The organism is Trichocoleus sp. FACHB-40, from assembly GCF_014695915.1.
GTDB classification, from domain to species: Bacteria; Cyanobacteriota; Cyanobacteriia; order Cyanobacteriales; family FACHB-T130; genus Funiculus; species Funiculus sociatus.
Genome location: NZ_JACJPF010000036.1, coordinates 228,987 through 249,178 on the forward strand (window position 1 = coordinate 228,987; position 20,192 = coordinate 249,178).

At 47.1% G+C, this 20,192-nt stretch carries 17 protein-coding genes and 1 tRNA gene; 3 read left to right on the plus strand and 15 right to left on the minus strand.

Features of this window, described 5'->3' with window-relative positions:
- Positions 1 to 4 precede the first annotated feature (4 nt).
- From H6F63_RS05650 to H6F63_RS05665, 4 genes are all read right to left on the minus strand, one after another.
- Entirely contained in the window at positions 5 to 1,897 is a 1,893-nt protein-coding gene (locus H6F63_RS05650; RefSeq protein WP_190635573.1) for a glycosyltransferase family 4 protein, read from the minus strand.
- A gap of 14 nt (positions 1,898 to 1,911) precedes the next feature.
- Positions 1,912 to 2,634, minus strand: a complete 723-nt coding sequence (locus H6F63_RS05655; RefSeq protein ID WP_190635575.1) for a hypothetical protein — start codon at positions 2,632 to 2,634, stop codon at positions 1,912 to 1,914.
- Positions 2,635 to 3,044: 410 nt separating this feature from the next.
- Positions 3,045 to 3,116, minus strand: a tRNA-Gly gene (locus H6F63_RS05660).
- A 101-nt stretch (positions 3,117 to 3,217) separates the two neighbouring features.
- Complete coding sequence (locus tag H6F63_RS05665) at positions 3,218 to 4,870, minus strand: DUF1565 domain-containing protein (RefSeq protein WP_190635577.1); 1,653 nt, start codon at positions 4,868 to 4,870, stop codon at positions 3,218 to 3,220.
- A 234-nt stretch (positions 4,871 to 5,104) separates the two neighbouring features.
- Between H6F63_RS05665 and H6F63_RS05670 the strand changes: the two genes are divergently transcribed.
- The gene (locus H6F63_RS05670; RefSeq protein WP_199297715.1) at positions 5,105 to 5,620 is read left to right on the plus strand and encodes an alpha/beta hydrolase; all 516 of its coding nucleotides are present in this window, start codon (positions 5,105 to 5,107) and stop codon (positions 5,618 to 5,620) included.
- A 117-nt stretch (positions 5,621 to 5,737) separates the two neighbouring features.
- On the opposite strand, the gene H6F63_RS05675 is transcribed toward H6F63_RS05670, so the two are convergent.
- The 7 genes from H6F63_RS05675 to H6F63_RS05705 all read right to left on the minus strand — a co-directional run bounded on the left by H6F63_RS05675 (position 5,738) and on the right by H6F63_RS05705 (position 14,310).
- Positions 5,738 to 5,944 (minus strand): hypothetical protein, encoded by a 207-nt coding sequence (locus tag H6F63_RS05675; RefSeq protein WP_190426417.1) that lies wholly within the window; start codon positions 5,942 to 5,944, stop codon positions 5,738 to 5,740.
- A 268-nt stretch (positions 5,945 to 6,212) separates the two neighbouring features.
- On the minus strand, positions 6,213 to 6,869 hold the full coding sequence (locus H6F63_RS05680) for a low-complexity tail membrane protein (RefSeq protein WP_190635581.1): 657 nt from the start codon (positions 6,867 to 6,869) through the stop codon (positions 6,213 to 6,215).
- A gap of 72 nt (positions 6,870 to 6,941) precedes the next feature.
- Positions 6,942 to 10,040, minus strand: a complete 3,099-nt coding sequence (infB, locus tag H6F63_RS05685; RefSeq protein ID WP_190635584.1) for a translation initiation factor IF-2 — start codon at positions 10,038 to 10,040, stop codon at positions 6,942 to 6,944.
- A gap of 284 nt (positions 10,041 to 10,324) precedes the next feature.
- Positions 10,325 to 10,645 carry a YlxR family protein gene (locus H6F63_RS05690; RefSeq protein ID WP_190426410.1) on the minus strand — a complete coding sequence of 107 codons (321 nt, stop codon included), beginning with the start codon at positions 10,643 to 10,645 and terminating at the stop codon, positions 10,325 to 10,327.
- Between the two features lie 46 nt (positions 10,646 to 10,691).
- Entirely contained in the window at positions 10,692 to 12,020 is a 1,329-nt protein-coding gene (nusA, locus tag H6F63_RS05695; RefSeq protein WP_190635587.1) for a transcription termination factor NusA, read from the minus strand.
- Between the two features lie 109 nt (positions 12,021 to 12,129).
- Entirely contained in the window at positions 12,130 to 12,591 is a 462-nt protein-coding gene (gene rimP / locus H6F63_RS05700; RefSeq protein WP_190426406.1) for a ribosome maturation factor RimP, read from the minus strand.
- A 306-nt stretch (positions 12,592 to 12,897) separates the two neighbouring features.
- Positions 12,898 to 14,310: a hypothetical protein gene (locus H6F63_RS05705; protein ID WP_199297717.1), complete on the minus strand. Its 1,413-nt coding sequence runs from the start codon at positions 14,308 to 14,310 to the stop codon at positions 12,898 to 12,900.
- A 312-nt stretch (positions 14,311 to 14,622) separates the two neighbouring features.
- Here H6F63_RS05705 and H6F63_RS05710 point away from each other — a divergent pair, with 312 nt between their 5' ends.
- Entirely contained in the window at positions 14,623 to 15,375 is a 753-nt protein-coding gene (locus H6F63_RS05710; protein WP_190635589.1) for a peptidoglycan-binding domain-containing protein, read from the plus strand.
- A gap of 4 nt (positions 15,376 to 15,379) precedes the next feature.
- On the opposite strand, the gene H6F63_RS05715 is transcribed toward H6F63_RS05710, so the two are convergent.
- Positions 15,380 to 16,267 (minus strand): hypothetical protein, encoded by an 888-nt coding sequence (locus H6F63_RS05715; RefSeq protein ID WP_190451760.1) that lies wholly within the window; start codon positions 16,265 to 16,267, stop codon positions 15,380 to 15,382.
- A gap of 151 nt (positions 16,268 to 16,418) precedes the next feature.
- Positions 16,419 to 17,810, minus strand: a complete 1,392-nt coding sequence (locus tag H6F63_RS05720) for an NAD-dependent malic enzyme (protein WP_190426400.1) — start codon at positions 17,808 to 17,810, stop codon at positions 16,419 to 16,421.
- A gap of 74 nt (positions 17,811 to 17,884) precedes the next feature.
- Between H6F63_RS05720 and H6F63_RS05725 the strand changes: the two genes are divergently transcribed.
- The gene (locus tag H6F63_RS05725; RefSeq protein ID WP_242019529.1) at positions 17,885 to 18,439 is read left to right on the plus strand and encodes an SRPBCC domain-containing protein; all 555 of its coding nucleotides are present in this window, start codon (positions 17,885 to 17,887) and stop codon (positions 18,437 to 18,439) included.
- Between the two features lie 424 nt (positions 18,440 to 18,863).
- On the opposite strand, the gene H6F63_RS05730 is transcribed toward H6F63_RS05725, so the two are convergent.
- Together H6F63_RS05730 and H6F63_RS05735 are read right to left on the minus strand one after the other, a co-directional pair.
- Positions 18,864 to 19,634 (minus strand): DUF6816 family protein, encoded by a 771-nt coding sequence (locus tag H6F63_RS05730; RefSeq protein WP_347276773.1) that lies wholly within the window; start codon positions 19,632 to 19,634, stop codon positions 18,864 to 18,866.
- A gap of 121 nt (positions 19,635 to 19,755) precedes the next feature.
- Positions 19,756 to 20,163, minus strand: coding sequence for a ChuX/HutX family heme-like substrate-binding protein (locus H6F63_RS05735; protein WP_190635591.1), 408 nt, complete (start codon positions 20,161 to 20,163; stop codon positions 19,756 to 19,758).
- Between the last annotated feature and the right edge of the window lie 29 nt (positions 20,164 to 20,192).

Below are 20,192 nucleotides of genomic sequence, written 5' to 3' on the forward strand. Positions count from 1 at the left end.
CTTACTATCTTTGTTTTCTCATTAGCTTCAGGTATTCTGTACGAACGTATGAATCATCTTCATCTGGATATTTTTGGAACCAAATATCAGCCTGATTAATTGCTGTTTGCTGCTGTTGTGATGTTCCTTTTTGGTTAATTAATTTGAGATATTCCCAAAAAACGTAGCGATCACAGTTACTTCCATGCTCTTCCAGCCATAAAGTCATCTTAGAAATTGCCTCTTGAGAGTGTTCTGGCTTCCCCTTTTCCCTTGCTAATGCAAGGTACTGCGTGAGAACATATGATGATTGATCTGGATGTTCTGATAGCCAATTAGAAGACTGAAGAATTGCCTCATGACATTGCTCTTTTAGTATTCCTGGTTTTCTAATCAGCTTTAGATACTCCGTAAAAACGTAGGGATCACAGTTTTCTAGATTCTCTTGTAGCCAAAGGGACATTTTTACAATTGCTTTCTGCTGTTGTTCCGGCAAGCCTTTTTCTCTTACCAAAATAAGGTAGTGCCGACGAATATATGATTCATTTGGATGCCTTTCCAACCAAATAGCAGTCTTATAAATTGCATGAAGACAGGCATCAAGATTTCCTTCTGTTTTAGTATCTTGAAGATTCTCTAGAATTGTTTTTGAGTCCATCTTTAATATCTGTGCTATATCATTGGTAGGTGCGGACTTTAATATATCTTCAAGCCCTGTAAAAACTTGGCAAGCTGCATTTTCCCATGTCCAAATTTTAGACAGCTTTTCCTTAAGTTTCTTAGCGTTTCTCTTCGCTTTGTCTTTGTCATCGGCTATCTTATAGAGACAATCTACAACTTCTTGAATATCTGTATCTTGAAAGGATTTCTCACCAAATGAACCTGAGATATCAACATGATACAAACAGCCAGTTCCTTCTCCCTCAAGAGTTTGGTCTATAGCCTTATACAAACCAGTATTCTTTGAAATGATAAGCGGAACTTCAGCACTTATTGCCTCTAGACCAACAAGACCAAAACCCTCGTGAAGAGAAAGCATCATACAAACAGTGTTTCCTCTAAGCTCATTGAATAGTTCTTGTCGATTTTCGTTATATATCCAACCGTAAATCGATACGGCTTTTCTCGCATAATCTTCGCCTAACGATTTGAGTGACTGATTCCCCCTGTCTATCTCCTCATTGGACAATCCAATCACTACGAGTCCAGGATCTCGTCCAAGTGGGTTTGCCCTATTTTTTACAGCTTCCCCAAAACTAGCTACAGCTAAATCAGTCTGTTTAAGTAAGCCGTTTTCTTGATCCAGCCGTCCGAAAGTTATCGCTAAAAAGCGGGATGGCATCTCTACTGGTTTTATCTCTGCTAAACCTGGTTGAACTTTTATGACACGGACTTCTTTTTCTCCTCCACGAATTTTGTCTATTGCCGACTCTTCCAATTTCGGACCAATAGCGAATACAGTATCAGCTTCCTTCAGGATATTCTCTTGACGCGAAATCGAATCCTTATCGTTTTTGCCTTGGAAGGGCTTGTATGCCCTGTAATCCATGTGATGAAATACGGCGACTGGAACGCCAACATCCCTTGATAATTTAATGGCTCTCGGTCCAGTATGTACGTCATGTCCCAGCACGTATACAGGCTTTATTTCGTTGCCTTTAAGTTGGCTACTAACATTCTTCATGTCGAGGGCAGGCTCATCGTGGTGGGAAATAACAAGAAGTTCTATGCCAAGTGCCTTAGCCTCTTCGACCTCAGTGTATTTTCCTTCATTGACGATGCAAACAACCTTTAATTTGGGATGACCAGGTTCAGCTAAAAGTTTAGCCAAAGCTTTACAAAGGTCATAGTTAAAAGAATTGATACCTCCGTGACGTGTCCCCCAAGCTGTCGCGAAAAATACGAGGCATTCCTTCATAGCTATGGAATTTCCTACGATAATGGAATAAACGCTGTGTCTGTCAAATCTTTCTCTAGTCTTGCAGATTTGTATCCGTATGTTGCAGGCGACTGTAATGTAATGATTAGGCAAAACTGTTTTTTATTTCCAAATTTTTTTCTCAAAAAATCATCATAATTTTGAATTAAATAGTGAATAGCTCCCTGATTAGTTCTCCCTGTCTGTCCACAAATTAAAATCACAGGATGAGAAGTATAACTAGGATAGAGTCTTGCTAAAACAGCATACTCGCTCTTGTTTTTCTCATACCTAAATTTTTCGTTTTTGGTAACAATTGCAATATTATCAGGATCGCCTGGCTCGTAGGGTTTCAGATGAATCCCCTTAAGAAAATTTTCTAAATGCACTCTGGTTCTCTGATTGGAGTCTGGACCACCTATACAAAATTCAGTCGTTCCTCCAGCAGGTTCCAGTATTTCATCGAAGGGAGCAATTATTAATTTGGAGCCAATTTCATCGACAAGCCTAACAACTTCAATCAATGTCTGCACGTCTGAATGAGACATTGTATTCGGGCTTTTAGGATTATGATTCATTACTGCAAGGCATGTTTCCTTGGGTAAAAGACCAAAAAAGGCAGCCCTTCGATTTAGGATTCTGGATTTGCGTACCTTTTCCCATAGCCAAACAGCAAGGGCTGTTACAATGCTTGTTACTATGCCAACTACAAAGTTTTCAATAACTGATGGAGACATTGAGCCTGAAGCCAATAGGGTTGTAGTGGAATTCAGTACAGTTGTCTGACGATTTCGCTCACTCGTACAGATTAATGTCAACAACATCATAGTCTAATAGATGAATCGTCAGACCAACTCATCTACTGATCAAAGGTTCTGTGGTTCTCTCGCAAGCGTTGATGGATGCGATCGCAAAGTGGCGTAAAGTGCGATCGCACTCTCAGCAAGCTTCCACATATTCACATAGAGTCGTGGGTTCTCCGAATGAGTAAACGCTCATCTAGGCAACCAATCCAAATGAAAAGCGGTAAGCGAAGCCATGCCCTAGGCTTATCGCTTCTTTTATATGCTGTTCTATCTCTTTAAAAGTCACTGTTGTACAGCGACAACAATCTGCACTGACGACAAATAATTAGTCACTGTAAAAAAGCGGGTGATCGGACTCGAACCGACGACATTCAGCATGGGAAGCTGACGTTCTACCACTGAACTACACCCGCATTTACTTATCAGCTAATTGCTGATAGGTAAATCATATTATAACACTCATTTAATGTAGAGCGCCAGCATCCAGCATTAGGAAAACTGGCGCGAAAGCATCTTAAGGAGCCTGGACTAGATAAGGTGAAGCAATAGCCTCAGCCTTGCCAGCATTAACTAGCGCCTGATAGACAAATGCCGCTACTTCAGCACGGGTAGCATCGCGACTAGGATTAAGCTGAGCCAGCGTGGGATAATTTACTACCAACTGTTGTTGAGTCGCGCCTGCGATCGCAGTGCTGGCCCAAGTCGGAATTTGAGAGCGATCGCTAAATACCGACAACACATTAGTATTATCAGAGCGCAGTTTCAGACCACTCGCCAGAGAAACCAAAACCTGAACTCTGGGGATGCGCTGTTCCGGTCGAAATACAGGCCCCGGATACCCCGATAGGAAACCGCCCTGAGAAGCTGTTTGGATAGCCTGATAAGCCCAATAATTCCGGCTAACGTCGGTGAAATTAATCGCCGACTGTGTTTGTGTTGGGGCAAATGCCTTATTGATGATAGCCGCAAACTGGGCGCGTGTCACAGGTTGGTTAGGGCGGAAAGTGCCATCGGGGAAACCAGCAATAATATCTTTAGCTACCAACGCTTGAATATATGCTTGCGCCCAGTTACCTTGAATATCCGCAAAGCCGCCGCCTGGAACTGATGTCGCTACAAAGTCTACGCGGCCAGAAATCTTCTTGGCATCAATATCGTTGCCGACTGCCAGTATCGTATTGGTACGGGTAATGTTCGCAACATCAAACCTAGTGTTATTACGTATGCGATTTTGCCCCGGACTGTCAGCAGTACCTAGATTAGGTTGTGCAGTCCCGGTTGCCACCACTCCATAGCTGGTATTTGCCTCAATTATGTTACTACGCAGCACAGGGGCCGCTGAGTTGGAGGCAACCACCCCATCAACATTTTGGATGATGCGGTTTTCTACGATCAAAGGTGATGCCGTCTCAGTGATCACAATACCACTACCAGTCTCCTGAAACAGATTGTTGCGGATCTCTCCTGTCGCTGTCTTGGCAACAGAAAGACCATTTCCCTCGTTCCTGGTAAAGACGTTTGCTTCAATCTTGGGGTTAGCTGTACCCGTGACGAGAACCCCCTCCCGCTTGCTGTTGGAAAAGGTATTATTACTCACCTTTGCATTACTAGATTCAATCCACAGCCCAGTTCCTCTCGGATTAGGGTTAGTGATAGTTAATCCTGCAACTTCCGCGTCGTTGTCTGCGCGCAATGTAATATTCTGACCGGAAAAAGTGGGACTGTTGTAGCCACCACCGCCAATAATTGCTACTGTCTGTCCTTTGGTCGCAGGATCGCCGCGCAAAATCACGCCTTTTTTGACGACGAGGGGGAAGACTTCCCCTGTGTCAGCGGTGTAGGAACCAGATGCCAGCTGAACGACTGTGCCAGATGCAGCTTGCTGGAGGGCATAGGAAATGGTGCGATAGGGTGTGGTTTGGCTGCCAGCACTGGTACTATCGTTACCTGTGGATTGGTTGACGTAGACGACGGTTGCGCCTGCGGGAACTTGCGCTATGGATGTTGATGGCTCTATAAGGGCAGTAGCAGGAAGTGCCATTACCCCGCCAGACCAAAGCAACAAAGCGCTAAACAGGGATGTCCCGATGACGGTGGCTACCTTGCTGTGACGTAAATTGACGCTCTTAAGCTGAGAGGAATTCCGATGAGAACCCTTGTAGATCATACGATTGATGCTTTTTGTGTGCTTTCTTACTTTACGATTTAGGGACTCGCTGAGGGATATTTTTTTTTAAATTTAAAATTGAACACGGATGCGATCGCATTCCCCACTTGTGCGATGTCCCTGTAGTATTATTCGCCATTGTTTCTTGCGCCAGAGGTTGCAACTTATCGCTACAGAGTATCGTCAAAGTAGAACAAGATTTTGTGGTTCCCTATGCGCTATCTATTGCTGTCAATGCGTCTCGTTTGTTTAGCTGCTGTTGCAGGTGTTTGGCTCTTTGCCACTCCTGCGGATGCTGCCGAATCGGTGGTGCTAAAATACAGCATTCTCAGAGAATCAATATCGGTTCCCGAACTCGCAACTTTTGTGGAAACTGGGGAACTTTCGCCTGCGTTGCGTGCTTATCTAGCTATGGCTGGAAAAAAACCTGAAGAATTGAGAAAGGTACTGACGCAAGAAATAAAGGTGAATGCTCTGTTTTTAGACAAGGTGCTGAATAACCCTCTAGGGGAAATTGCCCTGACTCAAGTCTCTGATGTAATTCATACTGGTAGCGGTGCCAACGTACAGGCTTTGCGGGGAGCTTTGATGAGTTCGGCTCTATCAAATAATAAGATTACTTTGATTGAAGTGCTGCAAAACTACCCTACCCCAGAAGTTCATGTGGAGGGCGATCGCCTTGCCGATGTCTACAAGCAAGTCCGGCGACTAGCAGAAGGCTTGCCGAATTTGGGCGATTTAATCAAGTAGCGGCTGTTAATAGCTAATTGACCCAATGTGCAACTAAGAGTTGCTCCCCCAATTTACGATTGGGGGAGCAATTACAAAAGACCGTCTTGATTAACTAATTAGCCATTAGATAACTGACTAATAAGCCAAAGTTTCTAGTGTTTCCCGCAGGTAGCGGCGAACCCGATAATCGATACCCACGTCTTGAAGTTGTTCTTTATCCATAGGGCGTTCCAGCTCCCAACGCTGGAATCCGGAACTGGATGCGATCGCTTGTTTGAGGCTTTCCCAAATTTGGGTATCGCCGGAAAATTCGCTTTTTTGTGAAGCCGAGAAAATGACCATACGCACCTTTTATAGTAATAATGAGTTTTCAGCTTATATATCAAAGCAATTCTATTTTTTATTTTAAATTCTAAATATTAGATTTAGAGTTAAAACTCACTTGAAAATCTAATATCACTCGTTTAATATCTAAAATCAGCTAACCGCTATTTAATTAATTTGTCCATCTATTCCCAGGATAGCCTAAATCGCAAATTAGATTGTGCTTTTAAGCACATCTCAATTTAAACTATCCATGATTGGCTAGGTTGACTAAAGGCTTGTATTCTTAGTCAGAAGACACTGGTTCCCTCTTTGCTGATTCCAGCTCAGCTGGCATTTTAGCAGATGCTTGCGAGATTTCTGCTGGCAATATTTGATTTACCTGTAATCCCGGAATTGTGAACTCCTGACAAATGCGTTCTAGGGGATAAGGTGGCGTTGCCCAAAACGCTGCTTCGCTGATGAACAGAACTCGCGCCACGCTCAAGCTAACCTGCAAAAACAAATTGCCTGCCAGAAATGCCAGTGTCGCCGCTAGCAGTCCCGCCAGTCGCCACTGGGGAAGAAACGCTGCTTTGCTTGCCACTAAGGGTGCCGTCTGGTATAGGAGCCACAATAGCCCCAGCATGAAAACGGCTGCTGCGCCGGCGATAAACTTGTTCCCTGAAGTTTTGAATTGCGACAAGAGGCATCGTTGCTCATCTGTCAATTGCTCTGGCTTCATCGCCACTGCCAGGATGCTGAAAATGGAAAAAGGGCGGCTCCACTGCATCCACAATACTGGTGCAATGCCGACAACCGCCACTAAAGACATTTCGACCCACCCTGGTGACACAGGATCGCCAACAGCTAGGAATAGGCAGCACGCTTCCAAGCAAATAGGAACTGCTGCCAATCCAGCAAGATGAATCCACAAAAACGGTTCTGACCAAAAAGAGCGCATAAAAGAGTTTTGAGTGCTGAATTTTGAGTTTTGAGTTAAATATGTTTTTAATTCAAAACTCAAAACTCAAAACTAATTGGGCGATAGAGTCCGGCGCTTGCTTACCATCTGGTAGGCTTCGATAATGTCGCCTTCCTTCCAGTCGTTGAAACGATCAACACCGACACCGCATTCGTACCCAGCGTTGACTTCCCTGGCATCTTCCTTCATCCGCTTGAGGGAATCTAGAACGCCTTCGTGCACCACTTGAGAGTTGCGGCGTACCCGCACTCGGCAATTACGAACTACTTTGCCGGACAGTACGTAGCAACCAGCGACAGCGCCGCGACCGACGGGGAAGACAGCGCGGACTTCCACGCTTCCGAGGGGTTCTTCGACCTGCTCTGGTTCCAGCAGACCTTCCATTGCGCCTTGAATATCATCCAACAGTTTGTAGATGATGTTGTATTCGCGCACATCGACACCTGCCTCGTCAGCAGCTTGTCGCGCTCCACTGGCAAGAGTGGTATTAAACCCAACAATCACAGCGCCACTGGCAGCAGCTAAGTCAACGTCTGTCTCAGTAACTTCCCCAGGAGCGGCTAACAGCACCCGAACTTGCACTTCATTTTGCGGCAACTGTCCGAGTGCGCCCAGAATCGCTTCTACGGAGCCTTGAACGTCTGCCTTGAGAAGCAAGTTGAGTTCCTTGAGTTCGCCTTCTTGAGCCTGAGCTGAGAGGGAATCCAGGGTAACTCGGCGGGATGCCATCACCTGTTGCAGGCGTGACTGGCGTTGCTCGTCGGCTCTGGTGTTAGCGATCGCGCGAGCTTCTTTTTCGTTCGGGTAGACCTCGAATTCATCACCAGCAGCTGGAACGTCGCTTAAGCCCAACACTTCCACTGCGAAAGATGGTGTCGCGGCACTCACCCGATCTCCCCGGTCATCGATCATTGCCCGTACTTTGCCCAGTACCGAGCCAACTACCAGGACATCGCCTACTCGCAACGTACCATTTTGTACCAGGAAGGTAGCAACTGGACCTCTTGATTTATCCAGATTTGCTTCAATCACCGTACCTTTAGCTGGGCGGTCTGGGTTAGCGGATAGTTCTAAAACTTCCGCCTGTAGCAGAATCATTTCCAGTAGCGTATCCAGGTTTTCCCCTTTAATGGCGCTTACCGGAACCATAATGATATCGCCGCCCCATTCTTCAGGTTGCAGACCGTATTGGGTTAGCTCCTGCTTCACGCGGTCTATCTGGGAATCCGGCTTATCAACTTTGTTGATCGCCACTACAATTGGCACTTCAGCTGCTTTCGCGTGGCTGATGGCTTCTATCGTCTGGGGTTGAACACCATCATCAGCGGCAACCACCAGCACAGCGATGTCTGTAACTCGCGTACCCCGCGCCCGCATTGCCGTAAAGGCTTGGTGACCAGGAGTATCGAGGAACACAACTTGCTGATGTTGACCTTCATAATCCACATCCACATGGTAAGCACCGATATGCTGGGTAATTCCCCCGGCTTCTCCCTGAGCCACCTTGGTTTTGCGGATCGAATCGAGTAAGGTTGTTTTACCGTGGTCTACGTGACCCATAATTGTCACGACTGGGGGACGGCGTTGCAGGTGATCCACGTCTTCCTCGGTCACCATTACCGTTACTTTCGTAGCCGCAGCTTGTTCTTCTTGCGTCTCCACTTCCACACCCAGCTCATTCGCCACCATTGTGACGGTGGGGATATCCAGGGTTTGGGTAATGTTGATCGCAAAGCCTTTGAAGAACAGAGTTTTGATAATCTCGGTTTCTGCCACTCCCAGAGCCGTAGCTAGTTCTCTTACGGTCAAACTGCCACTCAATACCAGTTTTTCGGGACGTTCTGGTTTGGCTGCTTCCCGACGGCGATTATCATTTTGGGTATCGCGTGAGCTTGAACCTTTGCGAGCGCCAACTTTGGTGGCCGCTGCTGGAGCTGCCACTACTGGCCCTGCTGGACGAGCTTTTTGCTGCTTCGGAGGACGCGCCACTGAAAGACTTACCTGAAGTGCAGCTGGCAAACCTTCCACTTCGTCAAGATCATCTTCGTCATCCAAGACAATTTGATTGCGACGCTGCTTGGTTTTGGCTGCTGCCTTCGCCTTCGCTGCTTCTGGGCTTTCCTCTTCCTCTTCCTCCCACGCAGCCTTCCGCTTGCTGACCAAACGGGGCGGAGTTGGTTTTCTTAATAACAGTTCTTCTGGTGTATCTGCCGATCCCAAACCATCGTCGTTGTCCCGAAGCCCCTTAGAGCGTCCTGTCACTAAATCTTCTTGTGCTTCAACGCCTCCAGAAGATTTTCTGCCAATCGGGGACAGATTCCGCCCTGGTCTTTGCGGTGGCGAGTGCAGTTGTGGAACTGGCGGGGCTACGGGCGCAGAGCGCTCTGGTTTTCCTGCTGATCGGGGAGTCGGCGCACTATGCCGTACTGGCGACCCACTGCTTGGCCCGCCTGTTTGTGGTTTCGCTACTGGCTCCGCAGGAGGTGCATTGTTGTCAACCTTATTGGCCCGTTTCAATACAGGCCGTTCAACTGTTTGCCCTGGACGCTGCGCTGTTTGCCTTGCTGGAGGTTCAACAAGTTCGGGTCGTTTTTCAACGACTTGAGGTTCAGGGGCATTTTCCTCTGGTAGAACGTTTCTCTCTGGTTGTACTGCTTCTACTTGAGGCTCTTCTTGTAGTTCTACTTGAGACTCTACTTGCGTTTCTTCTACAGTTGGGGTATTATCCCGTTCGCTGAGACGCACCGGTTTATTGAGGGTTGTCGGCTTCATTGGTGACGGCGACTGCTGTCTAACTGGTGGTTGGGGAGGGATAGCCACTTGCTCTCCCGACTGTTGTGGGTTAGAACCCGAACCTGCTTTATGCTGACGAATCTCCAAGATTTGCGGCTTGTGTTCCAGCCTTGGTCGCACAGCTTGAGATACTGGCGGCGAAGTTCTGCGTTCCCCCGGCGGACGTAACGCGCTCTTCGGACGGGAGGCGTGTTGTTTCTCTGCCGCCGAACGAATACGCTCTGCCTCCGATTCTGTTATTGTGCTGCTGTGACTTTTGACTGCTATATCGAGCCGATCGCAAATTCCTAGAATATCCTTATTTTCCAAATCCAATTCCCGTGATAATTCGTAAATTCTGACTTTGCCGTTGTTCATCCAGTCTTTCCCCTCGAATCCTACCAGTTTTCAGACCATAACCATACGCTTAAACCACAACTTGTTGATCATTTGCGTGCTGTGTAAAGAACGGAAGCGCCAGACTGTTGTCTTTGGCTTCTCGTAATCATGTACAAGAAATTTTTACTCTGCTTACCACAAACAAGCTATCTGCCTATTTTAGTTAACTGCTTTTTTTCTAATCTTGCACAAATTTTTAACAACTTGGGTCACATTTCTTTTTTGCAGGCTTATTTCCTTACGATATCTTATTCGGATGGGTGTTATGGGCCTGGGACGATAGGCGGCTCTTGGCTGCTGGTTTCGCTAACCAACAGGAGACTTCGCTCGTGTTGGCTAGCGGTCAGACGCTGCCACAGGGTTTGGTAGAGTTCTTCTGAAACAGGTGCTTTGAGACTTCGCCCCAGTTTATTTTTTTTTCGAGCCGCTACCAAACAACTTTCCTGGGGACAAATATAGGCGGAACGTCCCATTCCCTGATCTAATTGTAACTTCCCCGACGGGTAGAGTCTTACAACGCGCCAAAAGTCTGACTTTAGCGCTACCTGGCGGCAACTTACGCAACGCCGATAGTTTGGTTTCATATCGAGGCAACAGTTTAGATTTGAGATTTAATCTAAAATCTCAAATCTAAACTTCCGTTGTCTGCGCCTGATTAACTTTATCTACCTCATCTTCCTCGTCCAGGTCGTCCTGCCAATCATGTTGTGAGGCAGGAGTTTCAAATTCTTCATACTCCTCATCGTCGTCTGCCAAAGCGGAGAGAGCTTCCTCTTCGGCTTGTCGTTGAGCAGCAGCAGCCGCTATATTCCGGGCTTCGGCTTCGTAGTCGTACTTGGCAATGTCTTTAATATCGATTTTCCAACCTGTTAATCGCGCTGCTAGACGGACATTCTGACCTTCTTTACCTATCGCCAAACTTAGTTGATCCTCCGCCACCAAAACATGAGCCTGACGAGCATCTGGGTTTACAAGGCGCACCTCATCGACTCGTGCGGGCGAAAGAGCATTAGAAATGTAGGTAGATGGGTCAGGCGACCAGCGGATCACATCTATTTTTTCGCCCCGCAATTCATTTACTACCACTTGAATCCGCGATCCTCTAGCGCCAATACAGGCTCCCACGGGGTCTACATCGCGCTCCAAAGTATCAACGGCGATTTTGGTGCGGGGGCCTACATGACGAGAGGGAGGATTGGCTTCTCTCGCTACTGCCACAATCCGCACCACTTCATCCTCAATTTCTGGTACTTCGTTGGCAAATAGATAAACTACTAACCCTGCGGCGGCTCTAGAAACCAGTAACTGAGGGCCACGCGCTGGGCCTTCCCGTACCTTTTTTAGAAATACTTTGAAGGTAGCATTGGCCCGGTAATTGTCGTTGGGCAGCTGTTCCCGCTTCGGTAAGTCGGCTTCCACTTCTGACTGACCAAACCCACTATTGACCGCCATAATTACAGATTGCCGCTCAAATCTCAGCACTCGCGCCTGTAAGACGGTTCCTTCCAGTTCTTGGAACTCTTCAGCAACGAGTTTGCGCTGCTGATCTCGCAGTTTTTGCGATAACACTTGTTTGGTTTGAATTGCCGCCATGCGACCAAATTCGGTTTGTTCTGGTGTGACGTCCAGAACCACGGTGTCACCTAGAGCCGCCTCTGGAGCTACTTCTTGAACTTGTTCTAGGGCAATTTCATGATCCGAATTTGTCACTTCTTCCACAATGGTCTTGGTAGCCAAGACGCGGAAGCCTTCCTCTTCTGTGTCGAGTTCGACTTCAAAGTTTTCAAAATACTCTTCATCAAAGTGCCGCTTGTCGAGGTTCTGGGTGCGACGATAGCGCTCGTAGCCCTTAAGAAGGGCTTCTCTGAGGGCTGATTGCACGGCACTTTTGGGTAAATTGCGCTCTGTACTAATTTTGTCGATTAGCTCTTTAAGTCCACGCAGACTAACCATTGACATAAAAAAAACCTCCAAAAGTAATATTTGTCATTGGCTAATAGCTAATAGCTAATGGTTCCTAGCTTGCGAACAATTAGCCATTAGCTATTAGCAGTTAGCAATCCTTCAATTAGCGTTTTTCATCCAGCTGTACGCGGCTCACCAGCTGGCGGGGAATAGCGATCGCCCGACCCTTTTGGTTGAGGTAAATACTGCTCTCATCGCGACCAATTAGTTGTCCCCTCCATTCTTTCTGCCCTTCATAAGGTTCGGAGGTTTTGACGATCGCGGGAAATCCCTTGAAGGATATAAACTCTCGATCCGTTGTCAGCTGGCGCGAAATCCCAGGGCTGGAAATCTCCAATACATACGCATCAGGGATGATATTCGCTGCATCTAAAGCAGCTTCCAACGACTTACTCATCCGTTCGCAGTCATCTAGTCCCGTGTCGGTGTCGCAGTTCCGGATGTCCACTCGCAGCACTGGCGGGCGTTGGTTGGTGTGAAAAACCGCCCCTACTACCTCCAAGCCCAAGTCTTCTGCTACTGGTGTCGCTAAATCAATAATTTGTGGAATCAGAGGATGAGTCATGAGACCTATCCGTACATTGTAGAATTTATGCGGGGCGGAGGTTCCAATCCCTATTAGGGTTGTAAAACTCCAACAAAAAAAAGTGGGTGCCGCCCCACTTCCTGCGAACACTATATTCCAAGAAGTCTTGCAACGAATCCGGTTGAATTCGTCCCTACGTTGATTTTAACGCAAGCTGTACTCTGGTGGCGAGTCAGGAAAAGGGCAATCATGTAAAAGGCAACAAAAAGAATTCTTCTGTTCCCTTGTTCCCTAGTCCGCACCACAGGTGTCTCGTCTGTGAATCCCCGAATCCCCACTCCCTAATCAACGCTTGACAATTTGGCTGATGGCTCTTTTTTCTTCTAATACTTGCTCCAAATCTCCCTCGGACAAGTTCTGAACGTAGTTGAGTTTGATTTCTTCTAACATATCGATAAGTAAAGATTGAATTTTCTGTATTGTCTGCTGTCTTTGCACTTCCGATCCCAAGGCTTGGGTGAAGTGTTCCATCAACTGTTTGGAGAGTTCTGCGCCAACCGGGTCGTCTTCCAGGGAGGAGGTGAGGGTTTGGTAGGCTGCTTGGGAGATTTCTCTAACCAGGTTCTCAGTTATTTGCGCGGGGATCGTACCCAATCCTGGCACCTGCTGGAGTCCTCGATAAGCTGGGGAAGACCGGAGAATTTTGTCTATATTATGTTTTAAAATTGCTTCTAAATCCGGCTGGATTTTCGGGAGGACTTGATAAACGGTTATTTTCATTAATAAAGTAGCGATCGCTTCCACTTCATTAACATTATTGATGTCAATGTATGGACGAGCTTCTTTGTTGGCAATCAACCGTCTAAGTTCTCCCCGGCGAATGGAACTTTGCACCTGGTTAATTACCCGGATAACGATAACTTCTGCTAGTTCTTCTGCAAAGTTTGCCGCCAGCCCTCGGTTAACTTGCAGCCTTACTGGTTCCAGGTTTAACAATTTGGCTTGGTGTAGGCGAAGTGCAACTGTAATGACACGCAGTAACCGCCAAAAAGGTAATAGCATAAAAATGTCATACCACCGCCACAGCATCGCTTCTATCCAAGTTAAACCGATGCGAGTACGGTGAATGTAGTAGGTACGAGCCAAAAACTCAATGGCAAACGGGATGATAAACCAAATATCAATTAGCCAAAAATGGTCAGCAAAATAACCTGTTTCTCCTATTTGCCGAAAATAATTAGTTGCGATTAAAGGCTGAATTTCTTGGTTATAAAACGCAATTTCTTTTTCCCAGTCTTGTGATAAGTAGGGTAAACTCCAGAAAGTTATGAAAGATTGTTTGGCGGAGTCGTTACCAATTCGCCGCCGCATCCGGTTTTTGATTTTTTCGAGAGTTCCTGTTTTGTTTGCTTCCTGAAATGGATTAGTCTCAATCATTTCCACGCTGCGATCGCGTAGTTCCTGTAACAAGGTTTCGACCCTTGGCGACTGCAACCCTGTAGGTTTTTGCAGTTCCACTTTGAGATTTTCTACCGTTTCCAGATACCGCTGCGTTTCTCGATGGGGTTCAATAGCTTTGATTGGGTCATAGACTTGGGTGAGGCTGCGGAACTCGCGCAGGTAGAAATCGCGTAAGGGGACATAGCTCAAATCAAACGCGACCAAGCCCAAGTTAGCCAGGGCTAAAAGTGCCATCACACGTTCATACCACAGATGACGGCGGGATTTGGGCCTATTTGCTATTTTTTGAGGGGTCATGGTAGGAATGAAGGATAAAGGAGGTTGAAGGTGGGGTTGCGACGCTTGCGACTGATAGACTTATCACACTTTATCCTTCATCCATGATTGACGATTTAGGCTGAAGAGGAGCGAAATAGACCCGGAAAATTGGATAGGCGCGACAGCGGGGAGCTAATTGCGATCGCAATTACCATTCCTAGAATTTAGACCAAATAATGCCCAAAGATTTGTCAACTCACCAAAGGTTAGCGTCAGGATTCCCAATTGGGCTTAAACTGTAACTATTTAATTCGCGATCGCATTTAATTCAGTGAGTGAGGAGTTTGAAGTATGTGGGGTAGATTTGGAATGCCTTTGGCTGCCGTTGCCCTCGGCATAACAGCCAGCTTAGTTAGTTACGAATTCGCTTTAGCCGACAGAAGCCGCGACTATACGCCACTTGAGATGCGCTCAGTATTGCGCGGCTTCGGGTATAACGTCACTCTGGGAGATAGCCTTACGGATGAAGCCAGTACCAGGGCTATCCGCGAATTTCAGCAGGGATACAAAATCACACCAGTTGATGGCCTAGCTGGGGAGAGAACGCAGAATTTGGCTGCTGATTTAGTCAGAATTCTCCAGGCGAACTTGAACCTAGTCGTTAAGCCAAACCCCCTTTTGCCCCGGACGCAGTTTTATGGCCCGCGAACCGAAGAAGCTATCAGGCAATTTCAGAGACAGTTTAATTTGCCTGTAACTGGGATCGCTACGTTACCAGTCCGTCAGAGACTCGACTTGGAAGCAAAAAGAATCTTAGGAACTGTTGACCAAGCACCAACGCCAAGAGCCACGCCAACGCCATCACCATCACCATCACCAACACCATCACCATCACCAACGCCAACCCCAAGAGCTACGCCATCACCAACGCCAGCAGCCACGCCATCACCAACACCAACCCCAACACCTCTGCCAAGAGCTACGCCAATACCAAGGGATACCACTCCTTCACCAGCACCAAGTCCTAGTCCCTCACCGACACCAGGGGCTACTCCTTCGCCAGCGCCAAGTCCTAGCCCCAGTCCCTCGCCATCAGCAAGATAAATTTTTATGACCGAGGATCTTCAGGCAGGGGTCTTCCTTTAGGGACAGGTAAAGCAGGCGCACCTTCGTAGGGCATGGGAATATACTGTACGCTTGGACGGCCGCCCTGGGGCTGTGGGTACAACTCCATCAAGTTATAGATTGACATTGGCAGCCCCACCGTAATTGGCAGACCGAGTTCCGTGGCTTCCTCTACTGTAATGGGATAGTCATGGGTGACGCGGCCAGTGGTGAGGGCTTCCACAATTTTTTCGATGTTTTCTGGAGCGATCTTTGGTTGGGGAATAGCGTCTTTGAGGAGGGTGCGGACAAACCGTTGCACCTGATCGATGGCTTTGCGTGATAGGTCTGCCATGATGATCGTTTGGTCGTCAACTTCGCTAATCGGCTTCTGTTCAATGACCTTGAGAATACTAGCAGCTGCCATATTTCCCAGTTGGGGATCGACTGGCCCTAAGACGGCGTTGGCATCCATGATGATTTCATCGGATGCTAAGGCTAACATAGTGCCGCCGCTCATAGCGTAGTGGGGTACAAAGACGGTGACTTTCGCTGGGTGACGAATTAAGGCTCTGGCAATCTGTTCGGTTGCCAGCACTAAGCCGCCTGGGGTATGCAAAATTAGGTCGATGGGAACTTCGGGCGGGGTGAGGCGAATTGCCCGTAGTACCTGTTCTGAATCTTCGATGCTGATGTAGCTAGATATAGGAATTCCTAAGAAACTAATAGATTCTTGACGGTGAATCAGCAAAATCACGCGGCTGCGACGCGATCGCTCAAATTCTCTTAAGGATTGAACTCGTCGAGATGCAACTTGGCGTTTTTGCAATACAGGTAGGAAGGAGGATACAGCTAAAATAACCCAGAAAATGTCAAAGAAACTAAAGGTCATTATTTTTTTGGCGAAAAAGCACTATTTCCTCTTATTGTTCCAATCTCTGCATTGCATAAGGTCTATCTGTGGATTGAACCACAAACGGCTGAGGGCTGAAGAATGCTGAGGAGAGGAGTTATCTGCTGACTCTCCTGCTCCCCTTTTCCCTTTATCGGCGGGCGATCCCTTCAGATCGGGCGGCGGCTTGTACCGCACCAGCAACAGCACTGGCTACCCGCTTGTCAAACACGGAGGGGATGATGTGTTCCCGGTCGAGGTCGGAGGGTTTGACTAGGGAAGCGATCGCATTGGCGGCTTCTAAATACATAGTGGTGGTAATTGTAGAGGCGCGACAATCTAAAGCACCCCGGAAGACACCTGGAAAGGCTAAAACGTTGTTGATTTGATTCGGGTAGTCGCTGCGTCCCGTTGCCATGACAGCTACATCGTCGGCGATTAATTCCGGCTGAATTTCCGGGATCGGATTAGCCATCGCCATGACAATCGGATCTTTTGCCATTGAGCGTACCATTTCCGGCGACACAACACCGGGAGCGCTGACACCTAAGAAGATATCTGCTTGTTTCATGGCATCTGCCAAGTTACCGCTAGATTCTATGGCAAATTCTCGCTTTTCTGGTGTCAAGTCGGGGCGGTTGGTGGAGATAATGCCTTTGGAGTCGCACATCCAGATTGACTTGGCACCAGCTTTTTGTAAAAGACGTGCGATCGCTACCCCAGCAGCACCCGCACCATTAATTACAATACGCACATCCTCAAAGGATTTTTTTACCAATTTCAGGGCGTTGATCAAAGCTGCCAAGCTGACAATTGCTGTCCCGTGTTGATCGTCGTGAAACACAGGAATATCTAATTCTTGCCGCAGCCGCGCTTCAATCTCGAAACATCGCGGCGCGGCAATATCTTCTAAGTTGATCCCACCAAAAACTGGGGCGATGTTCTTGACAGTTTCCACAATTTGATCTGTATCTTGGGTATTCAGGCAGATAGGAAAGGCATCAATTCCGGCAAATTCTTTAAACAGCATCGCTTTACCTTCCATCACTGGTAAGGAGGCGGCGGCACCTAAGTTACCCAATCCCAGGACAGCGCTACCATCGGTGACAATGGCAACAGTGTTTTGCTTAATAGTTAAGGTGTGGACTTGTTCCGGGTCTCGCGCGATCGCCATACAAATACGTCCCACACCGGGAGTATAAGCCATCGCTAAATCACCTTGACTTTTTAGCGGAATTTTGCTTTCAATTGTGATTTTGCCGCTGCGATGTAAATTGAAGGTGCGATCGTAGACATCGATCAGTTTGATATCTGACAGCTCCTTAATCGCTTGTACAATCTTTTCAGCGTGTTCTGTACTGGCAGCATCGACAGTGATTTCGCGAGTCACCGTCTGACGAGTGCGCTCAACCAAAGTAATCTGGTCTAAGTTACCCCCGACAGATGCGATCGCTCCTGTTACACTTGCTAACATCCCAGCGCGGTTGGGAATCTGGAGGCGAATCGTTAAACTGAAACTAGAGTTGGGTGTTAGTTCTACCATTGAGTTAAGAATTTTAGATTTGAGATTTTAGAGTTTGGATTGAGAATGTGGGATTTTAGATTCAGGAATTTGGAATGGTTAAGAGTCTTCCTCTTCACCATTCCCTAATCATCCAAAATTTACTCGCTCCTAGCCTAAAGGAGCTACAAATTTGCAATTGTACCCGCTTACACCACCTGATCAGCTGCTACGACATGGCGAGTTTCTATGCCGAAATTGAAATCAATGCTCCAAAAGCTAAAGTTTGGCAAGTTTTATTCCAAAAACAGCAGTGGCATAAATGGAACACTTTCTTATTTGACTTAGACCCTAATGCGCCATTTAAGCAGGGGCAAGAAGTTTTCCTCTCTTTGCGGCGGTATCCAGGTGAGGAGGAGACAGAGTTTCAGCCTACGGTTACTTTAGTACAGTCTGGGACGTGCTTGGCTTGGGTTTCTTCTATTCCCGGTTTTCAGAATGAGTATATTTTCGAGTTGCAAGAGATTGGTGTTGGGCGGACTAAATACGTTCACCGGGACAATTTCTCAGGGGTGCTGACGAGGGTGTTTTTGCCCTTCATTCGGCAAGATGAGCAGCAGGGGATCAAGCGGATGGCGCGGGAGTTGAAGCGGTATGTAGAGCAGATGTGATGGAGATTGGCCAGGAGTGGATTGGGAGCAATTAACTGCACGTAATTCGAGTTGGTTTCAAAAAATGTTACCAGCACTGTTCTAGAAATTGGTGCCTATATGATGACTTTAAGATAAGACTCCTTCAGAACCGTGGAACCTCAACTCCCACGGTTTTTTATTTTGTTAGGGCAGTTTAGCGGTTCTCACTATTTTGTGGGGGCATGGCATTGCCCATTGGTGTCAACTTAACGTTAGCTTGGCGGTTGAAACCGCAGCTATACAAACAAAACCCGCCTGCGCGGGTTATAAGAATCTTGATCCGTTAGTCCGCGCAGGCGGACTTGGTTTTTGTAGCCGCGAATTCATTCGCCGGGGCTTAAATTGACACCGATGGGCAATGCCACGCCCCTACCGCCAACAAACGAGAACCGCTATACAACCGTCAGGGAGACTTTTCCAATTCCAGGCGATAGCGGTAAAGTGCTACTGGTCGCTCAAGAGCTTTAAAATAATCTGGATCTTGAGGTGAAAGATAAACAGCTGTCACCTGATCGGCTTCAATAGATGACCCAAGCCGATGATAAGCTGTTGTCGTTTCTACCGTGTTGAAATAAGGGCTGGGTATGCCGCGAAAGATTTGCTCTTGAAGTTCTGTGGCAATGAATTTATCGGGCGCTGGTGTCTCGGTGCCGCGACCAGTGACAATTGAGACAAGCTGGCGATCGCCTCTCAACGAGGTAATCTGACGATTGGGAGAACGGGGATCAACTTTGACTGATAGAATAGCGCGATCGCCTAAATATGCCCTACCAATATTCAACCCATTGAATGCCCGATCTGCCACCACTTGAGGAATTTTCAAGTTATTTTTGGGAAGAATCAATCTCCCCAAAACATCGCGTGATTTTGGATTTAAAAAAAATCTTGACAATCCTTCACTGGTGTGAATAATTGGGTTAAATCGCACATAGAAACTTACAGGATGGTTAAGATAGCGACGATTACTTTCAAAACCTGGTGTTAGAATCTCTGGTGCTAAGGGTGCCACTAAATCTACTAACGTACTCCTGACCTTCCAGGTGCCTACCATCCAGTCAGGATAAACTAAATCGCCCTCAGCAGCAGCGACAGGTGGCTTACCTTCCCAATGGGGATGTGCCAAACGTTCAGCTAAGACTCCCGCGTGTGCCTCACCACCCCACAACAGCAACACCAGAACCAGGAAGCAACTCCAAAAGACTCGTAATATCACGGTAGAGCAGATTTAATTGTCAGGTTAAATTTATCGTTAGCTAATGGCGAATGGCAACAAACAATTAGCCATTAGCTAACTTTTAAACAGCCTCAAGTGGTGCTGGTTCCCAAATTTCTCCGTATTTTTCTCTTAGTGCCTCCCATGCTTCTACTTGCCCCGGTTCGTATTCTCCCGGTTTGCCCCACTGTAGAAACGCACTCAATGCTGTTTCCTCTTTCTCATCTAAAAAGCGAATCGCGTAGGTAGTAAAGTTCCCTCTTTTTGCTTCACCTGTTTCAAATTTCACCCGCTTGATGGCATCCATATTCAGGTGAAACTCGAATAAATCTGCGTGCATATTGGCATACCTGCCTTTAGGCAACTCTGCATAGAAAAGGTTTTGGATTGTTCCCCGTACTTCCAAAACAGCAGCGCTGCTAGTCACGATTAAACGCAACGTCAAGAGAGTATTGCAAGCTTCTAAAAATTCTTTCAGGGTGGCAGTCATTGTCTCACGTATAAGAAGGTAGAGAACAC

Excerpts from the sequence above, each read along its gene's own strand:
- H6F63_RS05650 (WP_190635573.1), bottom strand. The coding sequence starts at position 1,897 with ATGAAGGAATGCCTCGTATTTTTCGCGACAGCTTGGGGGACACGTCAC.
- H6F63_RS05655 (WP_190635575.1), bottom strand. The coding sequence starts at position 2,634 with ATGTCTCCATCAGTTATTGAAAACTTTGTAGTTGGCATAGTAACAAGC.
- H6F63_RS05665 (WP_190635577.1), bottom strand. The coding sequence starts at position 4,870 with ATGATCTACAAGGGTTCTCATCGGAATTCCTCTCAGCTTAAGAGCGTC.
- H6F63_RS05670 (WP_199297715.1), top strand. The coding sequence starts at position 5,105 with ATGCGTCTCGTTTGTTTAGCTGCTGTTGCAGGTGTTTGGCTCTTTGCC.
- H6F63_RS05675 (WP_190426417.1), bottom strand. The coding sequence starts at position 5,944 with ATGGTCATTTTCTCGGCTTCACAAAAAAGCGAATTTTCCGGCGATACC.
- H6F63_RS05680 (WP_190635581.1), bottom strand. The coding sequence starts at position 6,869 with ATGCGCTCTTTTTGGTCAGAACCGTTTTTGTGGATTCATCTTGCTGGA.
- infB (WP_190635584.1), bottom strand. The coding sequence starts at position 10,040 with ATGAACAACGGCAAAGTCAGAATTTACGAATTATCACGGGAATTGGAT.
- H6F63_RS05690 (WP_190426410.1), bottom strand. The coding sequence starts at position 10,645 with ATGAAACCAAACTATCGGCGTTGCGTAAGTTGCCGCCAGGTAGCGCTA.
- nusA (WP_190635587.1), bottom strand. The coding sequence starts at position 12,020 with ATGTCAATGGTTAGTCTGCGTGGACTTAAAGAGCTAATCGACAAAATT.
- rimP (WP_190426406.1), bottom strand. The coding sequence starts at position 12,591 with ATGACTCATCCTCTGATTCCACAAATTATTGATTTAGCGACACCAGTA.
- H6F63_RS05705 (WP_199297717.1), bottom strand. The coding sequence starts at position 14,310 with ATGACCCCTCAAAAAATAGCAAATAGGCCCAAATCCCGCCGTCATCTG.
- H6F63_RS05710 (WP_190635589.1), top strand. The coding sequence starts at position 14,623 with ATGTGGGGTAGATTTGGAATGCCTTTGGCTGCCGTTGCCCTCGGCATA.
- H6F63_RS05715 (WP_190451760.1), bottom strand. The coding sequence starts at position 16,267 with ATGACCTTTAGTTTCTTTGACATTTTCTGGGTTATTTTAGCTGTATCC.
- H6F63_RS05720 (WP_190426400.1), bottom strand. The coding sequence starts at position 17,810 with ATGGTAGAACTAACACCCAACTCTAGTTTCAGTTTAACGATTCGCCTC.
- H6F63_RS05725 (WP_242019529.1), top strand. The coding sequence starts at position 17,885 with ATGGTTAAGAGTCTTCCTCTTCACCATTCCCTAATCATCCAAAATTTA.
- H6F63_RS05735 (WP_190635591.1), bottom strand. The coding sequence starts at position 20,163 with ATGACTGCCACCCTGAAAGAATTTTTAGAAGCTTGCAATACTCTCTTG.